14 protein-coding genes, 2 tRNA genes and 1 riboswitch are annotated in these 20,093 nt (G+C 37.5%); of the genes, 8 read left to right on the forward strand and 8 right to left on the reverse strand.

Features of this window, described 5'->3' with window-relative positions; all coding sequences use genetic code 11:
• Window positions 1-85: 85 nt before the first annotated feature.
• Both rfbD and rfbC read right to left on the reverse strand, forming a co-directional pair.
• Entirely contained in the window at window positions 86-946 is an 861-nt protein-coding gene (rfbD, locus tag TY21_RS01075) for a dTDP-4-dehydrorhamnose reductase (protein WP_042243964.1), read from the reverse strand.
• On the reverse strand, window positions 943-1,491 hold the full coding sequence (gene rfbC, locus TY21_RS01080; RefSeq protein WP_042243966.1) for a dTDP-4-dehydrorhamnose 3,5-epimerase: 549 nt from the start codon (window positions 1,489-1,491) through the stop codon (window positions 943-945). The genes rfbD and rfbC overlap by 4 nt, the downstream gene beginning before the upstream one ends.
• A gap of 684 nt (window positions 1,492-2,175) precedes the next feature.
• On the opposite strand from rfbC, the gene TY21_RS01085 reads away from it, so the two are divergent.
• The 3 genes from TY21_RS01085 (at window position 2,176) to TY21_RS01095 (ending at window position 5,914) form a co-directional block, all read left to right on the forward strand.
• Window positions 2,176-3,279 carry an acetate/propionate family kinase gene (locus TY21_RS01085; RefSeq protein ID WP_042243968.1) on the forward strand — a complete coding sequence of 368 codons (1,104 nt, stop codon included), beginning with the start codon at window positions 2,176-2,178 and terminating at the stop codon, window positions 3,277-3,279.
• Between the two features lie 647 nt (window positions 3,280-3,926).
• Window positions 3,927-5,396 (forward strand): leucine-rich repeat domain-containing protein, encoded by a 1,470-nt coding sequence (locus TY21_RS01090; RefSeq protein ID WP_052354665.1) that lies wholly within the window; start codon window positions 3,927-3,929, stop codon window positions 5,394-5,396.
• A 430-nt stretch (window positions 5,397-5,826) separates the two neighbouring features.
• A tRNA-Ser gene (locus tag TY21_RS01095) sits at window positions 5,827-5,914 on the forward strand.
• Window positions 5,915-5,970: 56 nt separating this feature from the next.
• On the opposite strand, the gene TY21_RS01100 is transcribed toward TY21_RS01095, so the two are convergent.
• From TY21_RS01100 to TY21_RS01110, 3 genes are all read right to left on the reverse strand, one after another.
• The gene (locus tag TY21_RS01100; protein WP_039385948.1) at window positions 5,971-6,846 is read right to left on the reverse strand and encodes a metal ABC transporter permease; all 876 of its coding nucleotides are present in this window, start codon (window positions 6,844-6,846) and stop codon (window positions 5,971-5,973) included.
• A complete protein-coding gene (locus TY21_RS01105; protein WP_039385946.1) occupies window positions 6,843-7,571 on the reverse strand; it encodes a metal ABC transporter ATP-binding protein in 729 nt (242 codons plus the stop codon). Before TY21_RS01105 ends, TY21_RS01100 begins: the two co-directional genes overlap by 4 nt.
• Before the next feature lie 509 nt (window positions 7,572-8,080).
• Window positions 8,081-8,971: a metal ABC transporter solute-binding protein, Zn/Mn family gene (locus TY21_RS01110; RefSeq protein ID WP_130589460.1), complete on the reverse strand. Its 891-nt coding sequence runs from the start codon at window positions 8,969-8,971 to the stop codon at window positions 8,081-8,083.
• Window positions 8,972-9,204: 233 nt separating this feature from the next.
• On the opposite strand from TY21_RS01110, the gene TY21_RS01115 reads away from it, so the two are divergent.
• Window positions 9,205-9,293 (forward strand) — tRNA-Ser (locus TY21_RS01115).
• A 547-nt stretch (window positions 9,294-9,840) separates the two neighbouring features.
• Here TY21_RS01115 and TY21_RS01120 read toward each other — a convergent pair.
• The 3 genes from TY21_RS01120 to TY21_RS01130 form a co-directional block, all read right to left on the reverse strand.
• Complete coding sequence (locus TY21_RS01120; RefSeq protein WP_042243974.1) at window positions 9,841-10,356, reverse strand: GyrI-like domain-containing protein; 516 nt, start codon at window positions 10,354-10,356, stop codon at window positions 9,841-9,843.
• Window positions 10,357-10,667: 311 nt separating this feature from the next.
• On the reverse strand, window positions 10,668-11,099 hold the full coding sequence (locus TY21_RS01125; RefSeq protein ID WP_052354666.1) for a hypothetical protein: 432 nt from the start codon (window positions 11,097-11,099) through the stop codon (window positions 10,668-10,670).
• 70 nt (window positions 11,100-11,169) lie between these two features.
• Window positions 11,170-12,156: a hypothetical protein gene (locus TY21_RS01130; RefSeq protein ID WP_042243976.1), complete on the reverse strand. Its 987-nt coding sequence runs from the start codon at window positions 12,154-12,156 to the stop codon at window positions 11,170-11,172.
• Window positions 12,157-12,489: 333 nt separating this feature from the next.
• Window positions 12,490-12,678: riboswitch (cobalamin riboswitch) on the forward strand.
• 182 nt (window positions 12,679-12,860) lie between these two features.
• On the opposite strand from TY21_RS01130, the gene TY21_RS01135 reads away from it, so the two are divergent.
• The 4 genes from TY21_RS01135 (at window position 12,861) to TY21_RS01150 (ending at window position 20,019) form a co-directional block, all read left to right on the forward strand.
• On the forward strand, window positions 12,861-13,835 hold the full coding sequence (locus tag TY21_RS01135; RefSeq protein ID WP_042243978.1) for a ribonucleoside-diphosphate reductase small subunit: 975 nt from the start codon (window positions 12,861-12,863) through the stop codon (window positions 13,833-13,835).
• 10 nt (window positions 13,836-13,845) lie between these two features.
• Entirely contained in the window at window positions 13,846-16,164 is a 2,319-nt protein-coding gene (locus TY21_RS01140; protein WP_042244003.1) for a ribonucleoside-diphosphate reductase subunit alpha, read from the forward strand.
• Window positions 16,165-16,674: 510 nt separating this feature from the next.
• The gene (locus tag TY21_RS01145) at window positions 16,675-17,934 is read left to right on the forward strand and encodes a glutamate-5-semialdehyde dehydrogenase (protein ID WP_079980015.1); all 1,260 of its coding nucleotides are present in this window, start codon (window positions 16,675-16,677) and stop codon (window positions 17,932-17,934) included.
• Window positions 17,935-18,174: 240 nt separating this feature from the next.
• On the forward strand, window positions 18,175-20,019 hold the full coding sequence (locus TY21_RS01150; protein ID WP_130589461.1) for a hypothetical protein: 1,845 nt from the start codon (window positions 18,175-18,177) through the stop codon (window positions 20,017-20,019).
• The last annotated feature ends 74 nt before the right edge of the window (window positions 20,020-20,093 follow it).

The raw sequence follows: 20,093 nt of genomic DNA on the forward strand, positions 1-20,093 counted from the left end.
AGGGTACAAATAGCTGCCTCTAAAAAACTTAAGAATTAGCGCTCTAGCGTACTTTTCTAGCTTGTGCACTAACAACTTCTATAAATTATACCTCCTCGAGGCACATCTGCAGTGTTTCATTCCAATCAGGGAGTTGAATGCCAAATGTTTTTTCTGTTTTTTCGTGACTTAGTAAAGAATTATGAGGGCGTTGGGCAGCTACTGGATAGGCTGATGAGGGAATGTTTACAAGTGTAGGCATCTTTACTCCTTTTTTAAGCCTATAGTAATCAAAGATGGCTTTAGCAAAGCCGAACCACGAGGTTTTTCCGCGGCAGGTAAGATTGTAGATGCCATCCTGCCCTTCATAACGGGCCATCACCTGTGCTGTAGCTTCTGCAATTAAACGGCTCCAGGTAGGAGCACCCATTTGATCGTCTACAATCTTTAATGTATCTTTCTCTAACCCTAATTTTAGCATAGTTAGCAAAAAATTGCGGCCTCGGTTTCCATAAACCCAACTAGTACGTAAGATTAGATGAGCGCAGCCTGAGGCCTGAATAGCACGATCTCCTTCAAGTTTAGAGTAGCCGTAAAAATTTTGAGGATTAGGAACAGTATCTTCGGTAGAAGGATTGGGCGAGCATCCATCAAAGACATAATCACTGGAATAGTGAACGAGAAGCGCATTAAGCTTTTTAGCCTCCTCAGCAAGAATTTGAGGAGCGCGTGCGTTGATGGCCATACAAGCTTCCTTCTCAGCTTCAGCTTTATCAACCGCTGTATAGGCCGCCGCATTAACGATCATATGGGGCTTTAATCCGTTTAAAAGCTCGCGAATAGAGCGGGGAGAAGCAAGATCTAAGGCTTTCCGATCATAGGTGACAAGCTGCCCCAGAGGTGAAAGAGTGCGACAGAGTTCCCAGCCTACTTGTCCTTGTTTGCCTAGGATAAGAATTTTTTTCATAGGAATACCTCGGCATGTCTGAATAAATTTCCCTTTTGATCTTTAGCCGAAAGAATAGGTACATCTCCCTGAAGGGGCCATTCGATGGCTAAATCGGGATCATTCCAAATAATTGTACGCTCCGACGTAGGATCGTAAAAATCCGATGCTTTATATAGGAAATCAGCCTGGTCTGACAATACTAGAAAACCATGGGCGAAGCCTTTAGGAATCCATAACATCCGTTTATTCTGCGCGGATAATATTAATCCTACCCATTGACCAAAGGTAGGCGAATGTTTGCGTAAGTCCACAGCAACATCATAAACTTCACCGCTAACAACCCGAACAAGCTTTCCTTGGGGCTGATGAATCTGATAGTGGAGTCCACGTAAGACATGTTTAGGAGAATGAGAGTGATTGTCTTGGACAAAAACATCATGAATATGGGCTTTTTCGCGAAACATCGTCAGGTTAAAGCTTTCAAAAAAAAAGCCGCGGGCATCCCCGAAAATCTGGGGTTCTATAATTTTGACTTCAGGTATAGATGTTCCAAGGACTTGCATAAATTTACCTTTAGGGATGAGAATGATAAATTATCTTAAGAAGGCGCAGGTTTTGATACAATCAAAAAACCTCAATTTTTTAAATAATGAGAAAAAGGTTTTGGTATAATTAGCACTATGAGGATAGGCCAGCAAAAAATTATTATCATTGGCTTTTACCGCTTGGCTCTTATCTACTCTTTCTCTCGTGTTCTGTATCTATCCTTAATAGCTTAATGGTGTGGGTAAGTAGGCGTACTATCTTTTTTCAGCCTAAAGGATTCGACTAATAGTAGAGCAAAAGTAAAAGAGGTTTTTTGCTTTCTTTATGAAAAAATAGATCAAGTAGATTTACATTATGTTGAGCTTAAAGCAAAGCATAATGAAGATAGGTAGCTAACACACACAACATATATTAAAAAAGCCCTCATTATTTAGATGGCTTATTTTAGCTTTTAAAGAATCCAGACTCCAAAGATGAATTCAAAGTAGCAAAAGATAGAGGAAAAATTAAATAGGAAATAATGTGGCAGACCTAGGGCATTATAAAATAGGAAAAGGCTTACCTGCCGAATAAGAATTCTAAAAAAAGTTTTTTTGTTTTTATAGAATAATGTATAAAGCATTTTAGATAATGATTATGCCTTTCAATTTTTATTTTTAATTATTACTTCTTCACTGGGACTTAACAGAGCAAAGGCTTGCATGAAAATTTTAGTGGTTAATGGGGGGTCAAGCTCTTTTAAATTTGCTTTATTTGAAGCAGAAAGCGTTTTTTTGCGCGATCTTGAGCCCTTATGGCAAAAGAGTATAGAATTTGAAAATAGCTGGGAAGATCGCCGAGCAGCTATTAAGAGAGCATTCGAGGAAGTTCCAACGCCCATTGATAGAGTGGGCCATCGTATCGTCCATGGAGGCTCTCTCTTTCAAAAGCCTACTTTTATTACTCCTGAAACTATAAAGCTTCTTCAAAAGCTCTCTCATTTAGCTCCTTTACATAATCCTATAAATTTGGAAGGAATACAGGAAGCTGAGCATTATTTTCCCTCTGCCACACAAATAGGAGTATTTGATACGGCCTTCTACACTAGCATGCCCGAAGTAGCATGGACTTATCCTGTTCCTAGTGAATGGACTAAAGAGGGAATTCGTCGTTATGGGTTTCATGGAATTAGCCATCAGTATTGCATGGAAACCATTCAAGAGAGGTTAGGTTCGGATAACCATAAATTGATAACGTGTCATTTAGGAAATGGTTCTTCTTGTACAGCTATTTTAAATGGAAAAGGGATAGATACGACCATGGGATTTACTCCCTTGGAAGGATTAATGATGGGGACACGCAGTGGTTCTATCGATCCTGGTATTATTCTTTATCTCCAAAAGCAGAAAAACATGACTGTTGAGGAAGTGGACCATTGCTTAAATAAAAAATCAGGTTTATTAGGCATTGGGGGTAGCTTCGACATGCGTAAGATTTTAAAAGCTGCAGAGATGAAAGATTCGCGAGCAATTTTAGCTTTAGAGCTATATGTACATTGTTTGAAAAAAGCGGTGGGGGCCTTAGCAGCTACCTTAAATGGTCTAGATATTCTATGTTTTACAGGAGGAATTGGAGAGAATGCTGCCACAGTAAGACAAAAGGTTATAGAGGGCCTTGAATATTTGGGTGTTAAAGTAGATTCTAGTTTAAACGGCACATGGAAAAATGATGGAGAGATATCACCAGCCGCTTCTAAAGTAAAGGTTTTTGTCGTGCATGTGCGTGAAGAGTGGTTAATTGCTAAAGAATGCTTTAATTTAAGATAGAGATTCATTAAAAAATTATGAGCTAATTAGCAATTTCTTAAAGAGAAACAAGCGCGGTAAAGAATGAGGTAAAAAATTAAAGTCCACGATTTAATATTTACCATTCCTTAATACTACTCTTTAAGCAAACTACTATATACCCAATCTTCTTAAACCTGCTTCCTCTATGTAAGAAGATGATTTTATAAAATATGAAATGGCATAAAGACTAGCTCAAAAGCGTATAACCTGGAAGTTAAATTTTTTAGGTGATAAATGTCGGCCTGTATTTCTCCATCTATTCCTGCTGAGATAGAGAGCTGCATGAAAAGTCAAATCTCGAGTTTAAAGAAAATTAGCTGAAAAGTATTCCAGATGAGATAAGCCACCTTTTAGGTTATAGCTGAAAAAGCTTGCATTTGCATCACCTAGCTTGTTAGACAGAAAGGTATTGAGAATACAGATCACCTTCAGACTCATTAAAGAATCATTACTCTCCGAGGGTGGGCTTTTCTGGTTAAAAGTTAAAAAGAATTTCTCATGGTTTTTATATTAATAACTTGCTTAAGCTTTCCTAAGCTGTGCCTAGCTATTGTGTTTTTTTTTGTATATAGATCGGGCCAAAAATAACCTCAAAATATATATATCTATCTTAAAGAGGCCGTATAATGAATCCTAGCTCTTTCATCTCTATTAAACATCTACCTAATGAAATATTAGTCCCTATTTTAAAGGCTTGCGCTAGCCCTTCCTTATCTAGGGTTTGTACAAGATGGCGACACTTATTGGATACTGAAATAATGCCCTCTCTTTATAAGCAAATAGGTCAAATACATGCTCTTCAGTTAGATGTAACCGAGCGGGCTTTTATTATAGATAAGATTTATAAGCTAGAAGCCAATCTTCCTGAAGCCATAAAAATAACTACAATTTTTAGACATCTCTTTATCTTAGCTAAGTCTTTTTCTCCTTTAGAACTTGAAGATAAGCCTATGGAAACAAGATATCTTACCCTGGATAACTACTTCTCTTATCTTATAAATATTAATCGCCTTTTATTTTGGAAAAATCTTCCTGGTGGGCAGCACTATTTAAATCAAGAGGAAATCGAAGCCCTGCCTTTAGCAAGTAGGGGAGAGATTTTTAAAGAGTGGATTGAAAAGTATAATAAAGATATTAAGTGCCTAGGCTTAATAAGCATTGGCTTGACTTTTTTATCTAAAGAGATAGGGCAGCTATCCCAACTAACAAGGCTTCATTTAATTAATAACCAACTCACTATTCTTCCTGCAGAGATAGGCCATTTATCGCAACTGAAATATTTTATGTTAAATGATAACTATCTTACTACTCTCCCAGCAGAGATAGGGCAATTATCGCAATTGAGATGGTTAGAATTAACTGACAACCATCTTACTACTCTTCCAGCAGAGATAGGGCAGCTATCCCAGCTAGTAAGACTTCACTTAGATAAAAACCAACTCACTGCTCTTCCACCAGAGATAGGACAGCTATCTCAGCTAGTAAGACTCCACTTAGATAAAAACCAACTCACTGCTCTTCCATCAGAGATAGGACAGCTATCTCAGCTAGTAAGACTCCACTTAGATAAAAACCAACTCACTACTCTCCCAGCAGAGATAGGGCATTTATCGCAATTAGGTTGGTTAAAATTAACTGACAACCATCTGACTACTCTTCCAGCAGAGATTGGGCAGCTATCCCAGTTGGAAACACTTGACTTAAATGATAACCAGCTCACCATTTTTCCTTTAGAGATCACGGAGCTTTTCCAGCTAAAAAATCTTGAGCTAAGCAACAACCTTCTCGCTGGCCTTCCCCCCGAGATAGGGCATTTATTTCATCTGGAATTACTTTCTTTAGACGATAACCATCTTACTGACCTTCCTCCCGAGATAGGGCATTTATTTCATTTGAGAGCGCTTTATTTAAACGATAACCAGCTTACCTCCCTTCCAGCAGAGTTAGGGCGGTTGTCTAGTCTGCGAAGACTTTATGTACGCTTTAACCAACTCACCTCTCTTCCTTCAGAAATAAAGCCATCATATGAACGGCTATACATAGAGTTGGAAGGAAATCCGTTGGAATATAATTCAGGTAAACTAGCCAGTTTTTAGGCTGTGGCTGAAAAAGTTTGTATCTTCAAGACTAGTTTATTAAAGGGAAAAGGGCTAGAGGCGAAGAAAATGTCGTAATTATAGAATTTAAGGCAGAAGGCAAAAAAAGCGGGATTTTCTTAAAGAAGTAAAAAAATATAGCCTTTACTTTAAATTGCATACCTTTTCATTACCTCTTCATAGAATGGCTAATCACCATAAAAAGTTGCAGATTAGCCAGGCCAAAGATGGCTACAAGACTATTCTTAAAAGCTTTAAGCACAGCCCTACCTTTTGTTTATGATTTTAAATTATAGGAAGAAATTATAAAGCTTAGGAATGTTCGAGGGTCTTAAATCAGTTTTCTTCTTAAAAACTTCTCTTTTTCTATATAAAGGGTTGCGTAAAAACAGTCTGCACGCTAGGATATCTGTTTAATCAGCGTATTTATGGAAAGATGGCTGAGTGGCCGAAAGCACGTCCCTGCTAAGGACGCATACCTCTCAAGGGTATCGAGGGTTCGAATCCCTCTCTTTCCGTAGTTAACTTAAGGCTATGCAAGTTAACAAAACTTGTGATAGATCTTACTCTTATTTTATTTATCGGAAGGGATAGCTAAGCTAGTCTTCCGAGCTCTTTTTATCCCATATTTTCCTAGTAAGGTGAGCACATAAGTTAAGCCTGCTACTAGCGCAATCGTTGCTCCACCGGGCCAATCCATATAAAAAGCTGCTTGCATTCCGAAAAAGCAAAATCCTGCGCTGATACAAATAGCAATGGCCATCATTTGAGAAAGCCTGGTTGTGAATAGATTGGCAATCGCAGCGGGGATGGTAAGCATGGTCATCACTAAGATAATACCCACCACTTGAATCAAAAGCACAATAGAAACAGCCGTTAACACCAGCAATAAAAGATAAAGTGAATTAACAGAGATGCCTTGGAGCTGAGCTTGTTCTTCATCAAAACAAATGGCTAAAAAGCGTTTATGGAGACAAAGCACGGTTAAAAAGATGACGATATCTAAGGTAAGTAAAATTTTTAGATCAGTAGGAGTGACCCATAAGATATTTCCAATAAGAAAATTGGTGAGTTCAACGTTAAAACCAGGGGTTTGCGAAATAAATAGAATCCCTACTGCCATACCTATTGACCAAATGGCAGCAATGACAGTATCCTCACGCTGGCGATAATGAAGATGAATCCATCCGATGAGCAAAGAAGAAACTATGGCTGCAATAAGAGCACCTAGCAAAGGCGAGACCCCTACAAAGCCCTTAGCCCTTTCTAACCATAAGCAAATGCCTATTCCACTAAGAACTGCATGAGAGATGCTGCCACAAATAAAAATAATCCTTTTTACTACCACATAAGAGCCTATAATTCCGCTTACAAATGAAGCTGCTATCCCCGCTAATATAGCTGCTAATAAAAGTGGATTGGTATGTAAGGCGTCAAAAAAAGAGGTCATTGAATTTCTCGCTTTAACTGAATCAAAGGTGAATGGTAAAGACCCATAGCGAAATGTTCACAAACTTCTTCTGGCTTTAACAATAAAGCTGTGTTTTGGACGAGAAGAACCTGTTTTACTTGTTCGATCGCAGTGTTTAAATCATGGGTTACCATAAGAATAGCCATTTTTTGGCGAAGGCTGTATAAGATATCATAAATATCAGCTTCTGCTTGTGAATCCACATGAGCTGTCGGTTCGTCTAACAGCAGTAGCTGCGGATCGGAGATTAAAGCTCTAGCAATCAATGCTCGCTGAGCTTGCCCACCTGATAATGTACCAAAAGGTTTGTTATAAAAGTTAGGCAGCTTTACGCGGTTTAAAGCTTCTTTAGCAGCTTCTTTATCAGCTGAAGAGAACTTTCCATACCAGGGAAGTTTAGAAAGGCGCCCGGCTAACACCACTTCTAAAACTGAAATGGGAAACTCACGATCATAACGGTGTGTTTGAGGAACATAGGCAATTTGATGGCGAGAGGATTGAGGAGGTGATCCTAAAATTTCTATTTTACCAGAAGAGGGTTTTAAAAATCCCATCAACAGCTTAAGAAGGGTGGTTTTACCCCCGCCGTTAGGTCCTATAATACCAATGAAATCATTCGACTCAATAGTTAAATGGATGTCAGTAAGAACGGGCGTTTCGGCATAGGCGAAATTGAGATGATCTATATGGATAACAGGAGGCATCAAGAAAAGCCTTTAGACTAAATTTAATGGTTTTTTATATTAAAGTCTTTAGAATTAATTTGTCCATCTATCTCTGAAGTCCTGAAAATTAACCCATATTTTTGAATTTGCACGATCAGAAAATTAAACAGCTTGGTAAATGTTAAGTCCTGGATTTCTTGATTTGATTACCACGAGTAGTTTTTTTTTGCTCATATAGGATGGCTTTTAAATAGATAGGCTATCAGCAAAATTTAAGAAGGAAGGGCGTAAATGATAAGGGGCAAAAATCTTCAGGAAATTAGGTACACACACCCAGCTTTAGGTGTGCAGGCAAGCTTTCTATTAGGAGACCAATTGCAGGGCGGGAAAGTTTGATGTACTTTCTTCTCGTAGGCTGTTTGGTAGAAGAAAAAGTAAGGTAAAAGCTTTGCTGCGCATACACTAAAAAAAACAGGGGGTAAGCTTTAAGATAAAGAATATTTGGCAAAGACCTCTCTTAAGCATAGGAAAAATGGGGTCAAATTATTTTAGGAGGCCCCAAAAGCTTTAGCAATCTCCCGCATACTTTCCAAATAATTTTCAGCATACGGATTTAGATTAACTAGGCGAGCATCTAATTGGGCAGCAATTAATTTGGCCCCTTTACTACTGTATTGAACTTGCACGAAAATAGTTTTTATGTGATTACTCTGCGCCTCTTTAATCAATCGAGTAAGCTGTTGAGGGGTAGGATCTTTGCCCTCAAACTCAATAGAAAGCTGTCGACAATTATATTCACGGCAAAAATAAGCATAAGCTGGATGAGAGACCATTAAAACAGGATTATGAGGCTTACTTAAAAGAGTATGAATCTCCTGATGGAGGTGATCGAGCTCTTGATGAAAATGAGCTAAATTGCTTTGATAGAGCAATGCATTTTCTGGATAAGTTTTAATTAAAGCTTCTGCAATAGTGGTAGCTTGAATTTTAGCTTGAATGGGACTTAGCCAATAATGAAGGTCATAGCTGTTTTCCTGGGAGTGACAGCAATGGTGAGGGTGTTTGCTCTCATAAGAAATAAGATCAAGATTTTGCCTTAAATCGATCAATTGCATGCGTGGATTATAGCTTTTTAAGGCTGACTTAACTTTTGGCTCAAATCCTTCTCCTACATAAAACCAAAGATCAGCTTGAGTAGCCTCTAACATCTGTTTAGGCGTCGGCTCATAAGTATGAGCGCTAGCGCCCGCAGGCACCATAACTCCTACTTGAAGAGTAGACCCAGCAAGCTTTTCTACAAAAAATTTATGAGGAGCTACACTGACTAGCACATAATGAGAGTGGACTGAATTTTCCCGAGAAAATATCTGATGGGATAGCGAAAAAAAAGAGAGGAAAATAGTAAAAAATATTAAACGTTTTTTAAAGCTTATCATCATAAATAAAGGTTATAAGATAGAATAATTTACATCCACTATGCTGAGAATTAAGAATTAAAGCAAGTAATTAAACTATCAATAAAGATCTTGAAAAAAAACTCATGAACGTCTTCTCATGTAGTAATGAATGCAATTTGCTAATATAAAAAAACAAAAGACCAAACGATTAAAATTTTTTTATCCTTGCAACTTATTTTAAAGATGAATTAATCTACTGCAGATTCCTTAATCTTGGAGAGGTGTCCGAGTGGCTTAAGGAGCACGCTTGGAAAGCGTGTGTACGCTTTTAAACGTACCGTGGGTTCGAATCCCACCCTCTCCGTCCTATTTACCTGAGTGAATTTTTCTCTTTTACTTCAGCAAAAGGCAGATAAAGCTTTAAAGCCTTGCATTTGGCGGGCTTTTCAGAAGAGGACATAAATTTTACACCCTAGATCTGCTTTGCTTTCTCTTTTTATTGGGCTTAAGTTTTTCCACACTTTGTCCTTCTTTCACCTTCCACAACACTTAGTAAAAAGTATTAATTTTTTAAGTTTACCCAACTTAAAAGTTAACACTTTTTTAAGCATGCAAAACGCTATTTTAGAACCTCTACCATACTCTGTTCTAGACAAATCCTTTATCAAAATATAAGAGCTATACTAATAATTATAAGGCTTGCCCGATGAATCTGGACATTGCCTCAAGAGAAATACAATCTTGCTTTAAGTTTAGATGAGTGAGGGCTTGCTAATTCCAATAGGCAAGCCCAATAGAGCAACTTCTATGCGTATCCACAGGATCTTTCTAGCTCCTTATCGGGGGTAAGGGGCTATGGCTTATAGTAGGAAAACCTGAGAGGAAAATCGCCACTTTTTAAACTTTACCTCTTAAGCGTAATGAAGCCTTTGATTTTCGCTTTTAATGCCAATGTAAATATCAAGTATTGCATTCTGGTGATCGCTTGCACGATCATCGTAAATCTCAAAATCAGCCAAATATTCTCTTTCACCACCCAAATCCTGGGCGGACATCGACCAAATTTTTTGCCACATATTAATGCATAGGGAAGGTAGAGTACCTGGATTGCTTATGAATTTTACGTAATTTTGAGCAGGTATAACAAGGGCGGAAAATCCTTCAGCCATTGCATCGAATTTACTTACTTCTTCACCAATAAAATAAGTATAATCTCCATTAAAATCAGATTCATAATCGGTATAAACGCAATAGGTTGTACCTGGCTTTGCGCGATAAAGAATTTTTTCTGAACATGCACCTTGAAAATACCTTTGGATCGTTGGGCTAATTTTAGCAGAGGAGGGGTCCTTCTCTAATGAATTGTTAGTACGGCTTGTAATGCCTACCAGTTTAATTTCTGATAATTGTATTATCGTTTTGCGCATAAGCTAAATTCCTTTAAGATCCTCAAAGTTAAAGTTAAATCTTCTAAATTTCCTGGGCAATAAATGTAACCATTTTGATAAACGCCTCCTTAGCTCAGCTAAAGGAGTAAATTTATTACTTTTCTCTTCACACTTTAGCTAGAAAAGTTAAATGTAGAAAATATTATATAGAAACCCTCTTACGAAGAATAGGAAAAAACTTTCTTAGTCTTTCCTACTTCTTCAAAGCATTTGAATCTTTTAGCTTGATCCCCTATAGCTAGGCTTTTATCCTAGGAACCCTTTACTTTTTTTGGAAATTAACCTTAATTTTAATGTAATTGATTTAAAGCATGCATAACGGCTTCTCTTGTTGTATCTATTTGATGATTAACCTGAGAGACACTATTATGGTTTGTAGCTAAGTTTTTCCAATGCACACTCCATATTTTAGCCAGCTGTTTAAGATTTTCTGGGACAGGGGAGGGGAGAAGAATAACAATGTCACTCATCATGGCAATATAATTCCATCCCTCAATAGCCTCTATTTTTGAATGCGTGTCTTTATATAGAGTGGTGTTAACAACCGCTTGCAATCCTCCTAAGTTTTTAAGCATTTCAAAACCTGCTTGGCGGATGTTTCGGTTTCTTTCCGTTTGCTCTAAGCGCCAGGTGTTTACAGCTAAAGCGATAACGGCCACTATTAAACTAATGATAGCTACCGCATTGTTATATAATTGATTACGAAAGTTGGGCGATTTCATTCCTATCCTCAGCTTATCTTTAGGTTTTCTTGCTATTGAATAAGTACACTAGACTCTTTCCTTAATCAAGCTATTTATTTATTAAAAGAAAAACATAAGTAGGTTGATAAGAGGAGCTAATATTTCTTTTGTGGAAATGAAAACCACTTTGGAGGATTTTTTTACATATTGCATAGAGGGGAAGATGATGTTCCACAGGAGCATGGATGCTGTCGAAAACTTCTTGAAACTTTTTATAATAATTATTTTCTTCTTCAGAAAGCAAATTTTTATGCGATTTTGCTCTTTTTTGTATAATAAGAGTTTCTTTAAAAATTAGGGCCCCTCCTACTTTTAAAAGAGCCTTAAGCTCTGACAGCTTATCTAAAGAGAGATTAGTATAAATAATGTCAAATGTGCCAATGTGACGTTCATACTTTTCTTGCAAGTTTATGTTTTGAAGAAGATTAGCCTCACTAAAGCCAGTAATGGTAATGTTCTTTTTCCCTCTGGTTTTTAAGAGAGCCTCGATACTTAAATTTAGAAATTCTTTTTGTTCAGCAGAATACCCCAGGCCATATAACTGAACTTTCTCTGTAGGAAATTGAGGGGCCAATCTATTAAAGTTAATCATCAGGATAGGTAGCAAAGCTGTAGCTGTGATGCCTCCTATTTTTATTTCTTGAAAGCCTGAAGAATTTAGCGCTTTTAAAAGATGAGCAATTGTTAATATAACTGTCTCACAACCAATTTCTTTAATTGCTTCCTTAGAAAAAAAATTAATTTTTTCCCTTCTGGCGCGCTCAGAAGAAAGTACAGGGGCTTTAGAGGATAAGCTAGAAGAAGGAAAGTTTCTTCTAGGAGACTTAAAGTAATGCCATTCTCCTTGGGATGGTGTTCCTTTAATTTTATAAGAAGAAAGAGGATTGTCCAAATCTCCTCGTCTTTGCATAAGGCCAAGGATAACCTCTGGGGAAAATCTCTGCAAACTCTCCCTTGGAAAGCGTGTAGTTTTTTCTTGGTTAAGGGAAGAGGGAATGAAAGGGGACCTCTCTGAAGAAATCGTAAGGGAACTCATCGCTACTCCTTAAAATAAAATGAATGATTGTTAAAAAATATTAAAGCTATCGGCTTGCTTTTTTATTCTTCAAGAAATTTAGTGGGAAGCGGACTTTCCTGATGCACTCTCTAAAAAAGCATTAAGATTAACTGCTTGCAAATTGATACACTTTTTTCTTTTTTCTCTCCAGCAATATAAGCTTTTGACTATCTAGCTAAAATAGAGAGGGGCAGATTGTATCCTCCTCAAAAATTTTTTTAATGGCATGAAAAATTTAAGAAAACTGTTCAGATTCTTGATTCCTATTGACAAAATCTTGGCAACGTATATATTTACTAGCACAATGAGAAATTCATTGGATTTAAGATAAGTGCTTTTAGTTAAGGCTAGAAGAGAATAGGGAAACAGGTGTAAATCCTGTGCGGTAACGCCGCTGTAATGAGTGACGAAAGCTAAAATGCCACTGCTTTTATTAGTGGGAAGGCTGGCAAGTAGGATGATCTCAGAGTCAGAAGACCTGCTTATCTTTGCTCATCGCATCTTTTTTATAAAAGGTGAACTGTCTCGTTAAAGACAGGATGGGGAAAATAAAGAGTGATATTCTTTCTCTTTTTGGCCAATCTGCTCGGTCTATTTTCTCCCTTTCTTTAATTATTAAATCGTGGGCTTATCATTCTAGATAGGATGGTAGACCTTAAGCTTATTTTTTTTGGGAGTTTCTTATGCAGGCCTTGCATGAACCAATTTTACTAGAAAACAAAGAACGCTTTGTTTTATTTCCTATCAATCACCAAGATATTTGGCAGATGTATAAAAAAGCTGAAGCTAGCTTTTGGACAGCTGAAGAGATCGATCTGTCTACGGATGTACAGCACTGGGAGAAAAAACTTAATGAAAATGAAAGACACTTTATCAAGCATATTCTAGCTTTTTTTGCTGCTAGTGACGGTATTGTAAATGAAAACCTGGCTGTGAATTTCCTTAACGAGGTTCAATACCCTGAAGCAAGATGTTTTTATGGATTTCAAATCATGATCGAAAACATTCATTCTGAAACTTATTCTTTATTAATTGAGACATATATCAAAGATTCGCAAGAAAAAAGCATGCTTTTTCATGCCTTAGATACCCTTCCTTGTGTAGCTAAAAAAGGAGAATGGGCCTTAAAGTGGATTTCTAAAGGGGGATTTGCTGAACGTTTAGTAGCTTTTGCTGCCGTCGAAGGTATTTTCTTTTCAGGAAGCTTTTGCTCAATTTTTTGGCTTAAAAAACGGGGCCTTATGCCAGGCTTAAGTTTTGCCAACGAATTAATTTCTAGAGACGAAGGCTTGCATTGTGATTTTGCTTGTTTAATCTATTCGCAACTTGCTCATAAACTATCCGAAGAACTTGTTAAAGAGATTATTGGAGATGCAGTCAAGATTGAGAAGGAATTTGTCATGGAGGCTTTACCCGTCAAATTGATTGGCATGAACGGAGATTTGATGTGCCAGTATATCGAATTTGTAGCCGATCGATTATTAAATGCGCTGGGGTATTCTAAATTATATCACGTGAATAATCCTTTTGATTTCATGGAACTTATATCGCTGCAGGGTAAAACTAATTTCTTTGAAAAAAGAGTCTCTGAATATCAAAAACCAGGTGTGATGTCTACTCAAAGGAATCACGAATTTACTCTAAATGAAGAATTTTAAAGGAGGTGGTATGTTTGTAATTAAGCGCGACGGAAGAAAAGAGGCGATGAAGTTTGATAAAATTACAGCTCGGCTTCAAAAGTTATGCTACGCCCTAGATGCTAAGCATATTAACCCTGTGCTAGTAGCTAGGCGTGTCATCGAAGGTGTTTTTGATGGGGTGACTACCAGTGAGCTAGACAACCTAGCTGCTGAGGTAGCGGCAACGCTAACGGCTAACCATCCTGATTATGCGATTTTAGCGGCTAGAATTTCGATTTCTAATTTGCATAAAAATACCAATAAATCGTTTTCTGAGACCATTAAAGCCCTCTATCTTTATGTGGATCCTAAAAGCGGGAAACATGCGCCTCTCATTGCTGAAGATGTTTATGAGATTATCCAACAACATGCAGAGCTTCTAGACTCTACTCTCATCTATGATCGAGATTTTTTGTACGATTACTTTGGATTTAAAACTTTAGAAAAAGCTTATTTACTAAAAATGCAAGGTAAAGTAGTGGAAAGGCCTCAGCATATGTTAATGCGGGTATCGATAGGCATTCATAAAGGAGATATTGAGTCTGCCATGGAAACCTATCATCTGATGAGCGATCGATGGTTTACTCAGGCTACTCCTACCCTTTTCAATGCTGGTACACCAACTCCTCAGCTTTCTTCTTGTTTTTTACTACAAATGAAAGAAGACAGCATCGACGGTATTTTTGATACCCTTAAACAATGTGCTAAAATCTCTCGAGCTGCAGGAGGCATAGGCTTAAGTATCCATGGTATCCGTGCGACAGGTTCTTACATCCGTGGAACAGGGGGTATCTCCAATGGAGTTATCCCTATGCTTAAAGTATTTAATGATACTGCTCGCTATGTAGATCAGGGAGGAGGAAAGCGTAAAGGATCTTTTGCTGTTTATCTAGAACCTTGGCACGCTGATATTTTTGAATTTTTAGATTTAAGAAAAAATCAAGGGAAGGACGAAATGCGTGCGCGTGATCTTTTTACAGCGCTTTGGATTCCAGATCTTTTTATGCAGCGGGTGGAGGCTAACCAAGATTGGTCTTTGTTTTGTCCTAATGAAGCGGCAGGCTTAGATGCCTGCTGGGGAGATGAGTTTGAAAAACTCTATAAACAGTATGAAAAAGAGGGACGTGCCCGTAGAGTAATTAAAGCTCAAGAGCTCTGGTTTAAAATTTTGGAGGCACAAATTGAGACAGGCAGTCCTTACATGGTTTATAAGGATGCTTGTAATAGAAAATCGAATCAGCAACATCTAGGGACTATTCAATCGAGTAACCTATGTACCGAAATTGTAGAGTACACAGCTCCAGGAGAAGTAGCCGTGTGTAATCTGGCTTCTTTAGCTTTACCACGTTTTATCAAAGATGGACAGTTTGATTATCCTAAGCTATTTGAGGTTACTCAAGTGGTCACGCGGAATCTAAACAAAATTATTGATGTCAACTATTATCCTGTGGCGGAAGCGGAATATTCTAATCTGCGTCATCGCCCTATTGGCATTGGGGTGCAGGGCTTGGCAGATGTGTTTCTGATATTAAAAATGCCTTTTGAGTCTCAGGAGGCTAAGCAATTAAATCGCGAGATTTTTGAGACAATCTATTTTGCTGCCTTAACAGCTTCAAAAGAGCTGGCTAAAATTCATGGCCCTTATTCAACTTATGAAGGCTCTCCTATGTCTAAAGGAATCTTTCAATATGATATGTGGAATGTGGTGCCAGGGAAGCGCTGGGATTGGCCCTCTCTTAAAGCTGAAGTAGCTTTATATGGAGTAAGAAACTCACTTTTAGTAGCCCCTATGCCCACAGCTTCTACTTCCCAAATCCTGGGAAATAATGAATGCTTTGAACCCTATACTTCAAATTTGTATACACGCCGTGTGCTATCGGGGGAATTCATCGTAGTGAACAAGCATCTGTTAAAAGATTTGATCCATCTAGGTTTATGGAGTGAAGAGCTTAAAAATCAGCTGATCGCTGCTAATGGTTCCGTGCAAGCCATTAAAGAAATTCCTGAAAATATTAAGGAGCTTTATAAGACAGCTTGGGAGATCAAGCAAAAAACATTAGTGGAGATGGCGGCAGAGCGTGGACCCTTTATTTGCCAATCTCAGTCGCTAAACTTATTTGTACAAAATCCTACCTTTGCCAAACTGACTTCTATGCATTTTTATGGATGGAAATGTGGCTTAAAGACGGGCATGTATTATTTAAGAACGCAAGCTGCTGTGGATGCAATTAAATTTACTTTAGAAGCCAAGCCTTTTGTGGCTTGTAGTGCAAATAATAAAGAAGAATGCCTAGCATGCAGCGCTTAAGTTAAACAAAGATTAAGATTTTTAGATAATGCTAGCTTGATATTAAAAAGAATAGCCAAAGAAACTTGCATTGCCATCCTTTTTTTATAAAATTTAAAAAGAGCGGGGTTTTCTGAAAATCCTCTAAGAGTTTTAGCTCTTATTTTGCGGATTTTTTTCCCTTGGAAATAGCTAGCTTTTAAGCTGTTTTCAAGGGAAAACTCATAAAAATTGAGAAAAAATCCTGCCGACTATCAAAATTTTAAGTTACCAGCTTTTGTATGATAATTCGTATGATAATAGGTATCATCTTAAAAAATTGGCAAAAAGTTTAAAAATTATGCCAGGTATTTTAACTATGCAATGAGCTTGTAAGTCAAACAAACATAGAGCCAGACAGGGCTTACTGCTCATTTCTTTGCTCGCTTATCTCACAAGGGGAGGAGGTATTGCTCCTTAAAGGCTTTTTTACTTGACAGGGCACCTTTTCACTTAATAGCATGCAAATTATGCTTAAGGAGAGTAGAACTTATGGATAGGACGATGTCGGATTTAGATAAAAAAGCAAGCAAAGCCAAAAACGCGTTTTTAATCCTTTCTAACGCCTCCGAAAGCCAAAAAAACCTGGCTTTAAGTGAAATATCCAAAGCTTTATCAGCTTCCCTAGAACAAATAAAGCAGGCTAATCTACAGGATCTTTCTCCGTCAGGTGAGGATAAAAAGAAATTAATAGAACTTGGTTGCTTAGATCAGGTGATAGAATATATATCTGATATTAGAAGAATGCCTGATCTGAATGGAGAAATTTTTGATGATCAAACACTTTCCAATGGTTTGAGATTAGCAAAATATCGTGTTCCTATAGGTGTCCTAGGATATGTTTTAGATACTAATCCCGCTGCGCTTATAAGGGTGGCAGCTCTAGCTATCAAATCAGGAAATCCTTTAATCATTTGGGCAGGAAAAGAGACCAAAAACACTTGTTATTTTCTAGTTAAGATAATTCAAATGGGGTTGGAGGCAGCTGATTTACCTATCGAGAGCGTTCAGCTTCTTCACTCTCATGACGAAGAGCAATTAAAAGATTTTGTTCAATGTAAAAAAAGCGTGGATCTCGTTCTTTTAGCAGGAAGTGCCTCTCTTACATCTTTTTGCCAAAAAAATAGCCTCATTCCTCTTATTTATGAGAATAAAAGTGTCTGCCATCTTTATATTGATCAATTGATCAATAGTGAGAAAGCGCTTGAAGTCATCCATAATGCTAAAATGCACGAGGCAGAGACTACCTATTCCCTCAGCACTTTGCTTGTCCATGAAGCTTTAGCAGATTCTTTTCTTCCTTTCCTTTTTAAAACATTACTTGACAAAGGCATTTCTTTGCGTTTGGATGATAGATGTTGGAATCTGTTTGTCTCTTGTTATTTAAATCTTGGAAATGCTCAGTTGGCTGTACTACAAGATTGGGATACAGCTTGGCATTCAAATGTCTTAAATATTAAGTTGGTTAAAGACATGGAGGAGGCTATCGAACATATCCATCTGCATGGATCAGGAAGCTGTGATGGCATTCTTTCTGATCACCCTGTACATGCCATGCAATTTTCCTCTTTAGTAAGCTCTGAAGTTATTATGATTAATTCCTCTCTTCGTTTTCTAGATGGAGCCTCCAGGGGTGGAGAGCCAGAAACATTAATTAATCTCCATAAGCTCCGCATTCCAGGCCCTCTCGCCTTAAAAGAATTGATGAGCTATAAGAGGCTTGTCCAAGGCAATTATCATGTTTGTCAATAAGGATAAATATTCTCTTCTAAGAAGCAAATAAGCTTTTCCACTAATTTTCCATAATTTTTCTTACTAAAATATTTGTTTATTATAGGGAAAGCGTTAATATACAAGTAAGATTAACTCCAGGATATGACGTGTAAATAAATGATTTCTCTTTTCCTAGAGTGAAAGAAAAACACAAGCTCTAAACTAGGCTAAGCATTAAGAGATTTGTGGCAAAAGCCTAATAAACATTTTGAGGAAACCATGAAAATTATCAATCGTCTTACAGTTTCTATTGTTGCCATTTTTGCTCTTCTCTATGTAGGCCATTGGTTCTACCGCGCCCATCAAGCAAAAAAATTTGTTCTGGCTCACCTTAAAAATTATGAAAAACGATCGTCGGGCTTCTATCGTTTAGAAACTGAGGATGTATCAGTGCAAGGATTTCCTTTTAGCTACGAGGTTAAATTAAGTAAACCTCGCTATACTTTACTTCAAGAAGGGGAAAAATCCCTGCTCTCTCCGACTTTGGGCATCGAGGGGTCTTTGAAAATAGGAATGGATATTTTAGGAAAATCTTACTGGCTAAAACAGGAAGGCGATCTGAAGTATATAGTTCCAAATTCTAGTCAGGCAAATGCCAAAGAATACATATGCAAGGGCAATAGAGAAATTAGGTTAGAGACAGCTCATCCCCACTATTCTTATGCTTTTATACATCCCTTTACAGAGCTACCCAAAGGCTTCAATGCAGAAAATTTTTCTATTTACGAGATTTTAAGAGAATCGAAAATGGTAAGCTATGAAGACCACGATTTTGTTTTATTTGAAAAAAATGGTGAGGATCAAAAACAATGGCTAAGCTTTTCTAAAGGAGCGCTATGTTGGAAGCATCATCCCCATAAAAATAAAGAAAATAAATTTTTATTTAACTTGGGCATAGAAGATGCTGAGGCAGCAAAACAAGGTAAAGCTCTGCTAGGACATTTCAAGAAAATTATGGAGCTTAATCCAGATATAGCTGTAGATATTTCTTACCTTCTAAGCTCGGGGAAAAATACGATTAATTTAGAGTTTGAAGCTAGCTTACCTCCTCATCTTGCGCTATGGAATTTTTTAAGTGCTGAGAATTTCGACATCACCCTTCATAAGTTGAATATAAAAAATCTATATGGCCAAGTTTCGGCTACCTTCAAAATCGCTCATACACAGGAAGAGAATGATCACAGAAACCTTCATCTTGAATTTCGTACAGACTCTACCTTAACACCCCAAGGCATAGAAGCTATACACCGGCAATTTATGGAAGGGCTTAAGTTGAAAGCCTCAGAGTCTGCTTCCTCTGCTTCAGAGCAAGAGAGTCAGCTATTAGATGAGCTATTAAAATGCTGTAAAGATAGATTACAAGACATCATACCCGATTACACCAAACTGGGTAAAAAGAGCTTTATCTTTGATACAGATGTGAAGATTAGAGATGTGGCAAAAAAACCCTCTCTTCATCAAATAATTATCCATAATTTTGATTTGATTACACAGCCTTATGGAATTAAATCTTATGGTCAAGCCGAGTTTATTGAAAACCACCCTCAGGGTAAGTATGAGTTTGAATGGAAAAATTACAAACAAATGATTCATGACCTAGTTGCTTATTTTAATCGTATTCATCCTGTTTTGGAAAAAATCGCTGAATTTAACAAGCAACCTTTATCCCTAAGCATCATAGATGAGGATAAGGAAGAAAAAATTATAGATTTTTTTCTGAGCTTAGCAAATGAAGCTTCAAAGGAAAGTGCAGCTCTCTCAGTGACTATTAATTTTATGGAAAAAGACCATGTTAAAATTGGAAGCAGTTCGCTAGACCAAGTGAAAGAGGCATGGGAAAAGCTTAAGAAAAGCTTACAGAAACCTGAAATTCCTACTGTAGAGGAAGAACTTCCTCCCTCTGTTATTATACCGCCTATTACCGAAGATAACGTCCCTTCGCTTATTCCTCAGGAGCCATCTCCTTCTTTAGAAAATAAAGAAGAAGAAAATGCTCCATTCAATCTTAATGATCAGCTGCCTTCGCCTAGTTTAAAGCCCGACGCTGCTGTTCCTGAAGAGTAATTTTTTTGCCAAAGTGCCCTCCTCTGGAAGGAGGCGCTTTTTTCTCTATAGGCCAGGTTTGTTTAAGAAAGTAA

This window comes from Neochlamydia sp. S13, from assembly GCF_000648235.2.
Taxonomy (GTDB): domain Bacteria; phylum Chlamydiota; class Chlamydiia; order Chlamydiales; family Parachlamydiaceae; genus Neochlamydia.

Excerpts from the sequence above, each read along its gene's own strand:
- rfbD (WP_042243964.1), bottom strand. The coding sequence starts at position 946 with ATGAAAAAAATTCTTATCCTAGGCAAACAAGGACAAGTAGGCTGGGAA.
- rfbC (WP_042243966.1), bottom strand. The coding sequence starts at position 1,491 with ATGCAAGTCCTTGGAACATCTATACCTGAAGTCAAAATTATAGAACCC.
- TY21_RS01085 (WP_042243968.1), top strand. The coding sequence starts at position 2,176 with ATGAAAATTTTAGTGGTTAATGGGGGGTCAAGCTCTTTTAAATTTGCT.
- TY21_RS01090 (WP_052354665.1), top strand. The coding sequence starts at position 3,927 with ATGAATCCTAGCTCTTTCATCTCTATTAAACATCTACCTAATGAAATA.
- TY21_RS01100 (WP_039385948.1), bottom strand. The coding sequence starts at position 6,846 with ATGACCTCTTTTTTTGACGCCTTACATACCAATCCACTTTTATTAGCA.
- TY21_RS01105 (WP_039385946.1), bottom strand. The coding sequence starts at position 7,571 with ATGCCTCCTGTTATCCATATAGATCATCTCAATTTCGCCTATGCCGAA.
- TY21_RS01110 (WP_130589460.1), bottom strand. The coding sequence starts at position 8,971 with ATGATGATAAGCTTTAAAAAACGTTTAATATTTTTTACTATTTTCCTC.
- TY21_RS01120 (WP_042243974.1), bottom strand. The coding sequence starts at position 10,356 with ATGCGCAAAACGATAATACAATTATCAGAAATTAAACTGGTAGGCATT.
- TY21_RS01125 (WP_052354666.1), bottom strand. The coding sequence starts at position 11,099 with ATGAAATCGCCCAACTTTCGTAATCAATTATATAACAATGCGGTAGCT.
- TY21_RS01130 (WP_042243976.1), bottom strand. The coding sequence starts at position 12,156 with ATGAGTTCCCTTACGATTTCTTCAGAGAGGTCCCCTTTCATTCCCTCT.
- TY21_RS01135 (WP_042243978.1), top strand. The coding sequence starts at position 12,861 with ATGCAGGCCTTGCATGAACCAATTTTACTAGAAAACAAAGAACGCTTT.
- TY21_RS01140 (WP_042244003.1), top strand. The coding sequence starts at position 13,846 with ATGTTTGTAATTAAGCGCGACGGAAGAAAAGAGGCGATGAAGTTTGAT.
- TY21_RS01145 (WP_079980015.1), top strand. The coding sequence starts at position 16,675 with ATGGATAGGACGATGTCGGATTTAGATAAAAAAGCAAGCAAAGCCAAA.
- TY21_RS01150 (WP_130589461.1), top strand. The coding sequence starts at position 18,175 with ATGAAAATTATCAATCGTCTTACAGTTTCTATTGTTGCCATTTTTGCT.